Origin of the sequence: Xanthomonas sp. SHU 166 (genome assembly GCF_000364685.1) — a bacterium.
GTDB lineage: Bacteria > Pseudomonadota > Gammaproteobacteria > Xanthomonadales > Xanthomonadaceae > Xanthomonas_A > Xanthomonas_A sontii.
In genome coordinates this window covers 1-1856 of the sequence record NZ_AQOJ01000040.1, presented here as the reverse complement: position 1 = coordinate 1856, position 1856 = coordinate 1, and the positions used below count along the sequence as shown (strand labels likewise).

Genomic DNA, 1856 nt, shown 5'->3' with positions numbered 1-1856 from the left:
CGGCGGCAGCGCCAGCAAGGTGCCGGCGACGGCGAGCGCCGCGGCGAAGGTCGCCGGCCGCGGAACGGGCCGACGTCTGCGGACGGACATGGCTAGAGCACCGCGTTCTGGAAGTCGAAGTTCAGCTGGTCGCCGACCGACTGCACCAGGTTGCCCTGGATGAAGTCGACCCCGCCCATCCACATCGCGGCCGCGGCCTGCGCCTGTTCGATCTGCTGGCCGATGATCAGCAGGCCGGCGCGGTGCGCCAGGTCGATGGTGGCGCGCAGCTGGTCGCGCAGTTCGGGATCGGCATGCGCGCCGGCGAAGCGTGCCGACAGGCGCAGATAGCCCAGCGGCAGATGCGCCAGTAGCGCTTCGGCCTCGGCGCCCGGTTCGAACTGGCTGATGCAGAACTGCACGCCCAGCGGCATCAGCCGTGCGCAGAACTGCTGCAGCGTGGCGGTGTGGACCAGCGCATCGTCCAGGCGCAGGTCGATCACCAGCGAGGTGCCGGTGACGCCGCGCCGGCCGATGGTGTCGATCAGCCATTCGGCGAAGGCGGTGCGCGCCAGCGTGCGCGTGGACTGCGAGACGAACAGGCGCAGCGGCGGAGTGGCGTGCTGGTACAGATGCAGCAGGCCCAGCGCGTGGTCCAGCACCTGCTGGTCGAGGTCGGCGAGGCGTCCGCCGGCCTCGGCGGCCGGCAGCACCTGGCCGGCCGAGAGCAGGCTGCCGTCGCGCTGGCGCAGGCGCAGCAGCACCTGGTACTGGGCGATGTCGCCGCCGGCGACGGCGACGATCGGCTGGTAGGCCGGCTCCAGTTGTCCCTCCAGCATCGCGATGCGCTGCAGGTCCTCGTCCGTGCGCGGCGGCACGTAGGCGGCGATGCTCTGCGGATGCAGCCGCGCCTGCAGCGCGGTGCGTTCGACCGCCTCGAGCGCGCTGCCGGCGTCCTCGAAGCCATGGCCGAAGTCGGCGTAGCCGATCGCGCAGCGCAGGTGCAGCGCCTCGTCCTCGCGCAACGGGAAGGCGTGGCCGGACAGGGTGTCGCGCAGGCTCTGCGCGCGTTGCCGCTGCGCGTCGGCATCGGCGTCGTCGGCCAGCAGCAGGAAGCTGTTGTCGTTGAGCCGCGCCAGCGGCTGCGGCGCGGTGATGCCGGCCAGGCGGCGCCCGGCCTGCACCATCAGCCGCTCGAACGCGGCGTAGCCATAGCGTTCGCGCAGGCCGAGCGCGCTGGCGATCTCGATGAAGTACAGGCTGCCGGGGCGGCGCGCGCGCAGCGTCGTGTCCAGCAACTGCAGCACGTGGGCGCGGGTCGGCAGGCCGGTCTCGGGGTTGTTCAGCGGCACCGCCTCGGCGTGGCCTTGCTGGGCCTGCTGGCGGGCGCGGCGGATGCGGTTGGAGACCGCGGCGATCAGGTGCCGCGGCCGGATCGGCTTGGTCAGGAAGTCGTCGGCGCCGCTGTCGAGCACTTCGTATTCCAGTTCCGGATCGGCGTCGCCGGACAGGAACACGATCGGCAGCAGCTGGTGCTGCGGCTGCTGGCGGATCAGCGCGGTCAGGCGCATGCCGTCCAGTCCCGGCATGTGCAGGTCCATCAGGATCAGGTCCGGCCGGTAGTCGACGATGGCCTGCTGCACGCCTTCGGCCTGCATCTGCACCTGCGCATGCATGCCGGCGCCATGCAGCACGCTCTGCGCGAACAGCGCCTGCGCGCGATCGTCCTCGACGATCAGCACGCGGTACGGCGCGGCCGCGGCCGGTGTGGCGGGACCGGGGGCGGCGTCGGCGACGACGAAGGCGGCTGCGTTGGCGTCGGCGGTGCCGTCGTCGTGCTCGCTGCCGGCCAGTGGCGTGGCGGCTGCCGCCAGTTC

General features: G+C 72.4%; 1 protein-coding gene. It reads right to left on the bottom strand.

What is annotated here, in order from left to right; genetic code table 11:
- Window positions 1-92: 92 nt before the first annotated feature.
- Window positions 93-1853, bottom strand: a complete 1761-nt coding sequence (locus tag D180_RS01970) for an EAL domain-containing protein (RefSeq protein WP_081616368.1) — start codon at window positions 1851-1853, stop codon at window positions 93-95.
- Between the last annotated feature and the right edge of the window lie 3 nt (window positions 1854-1856).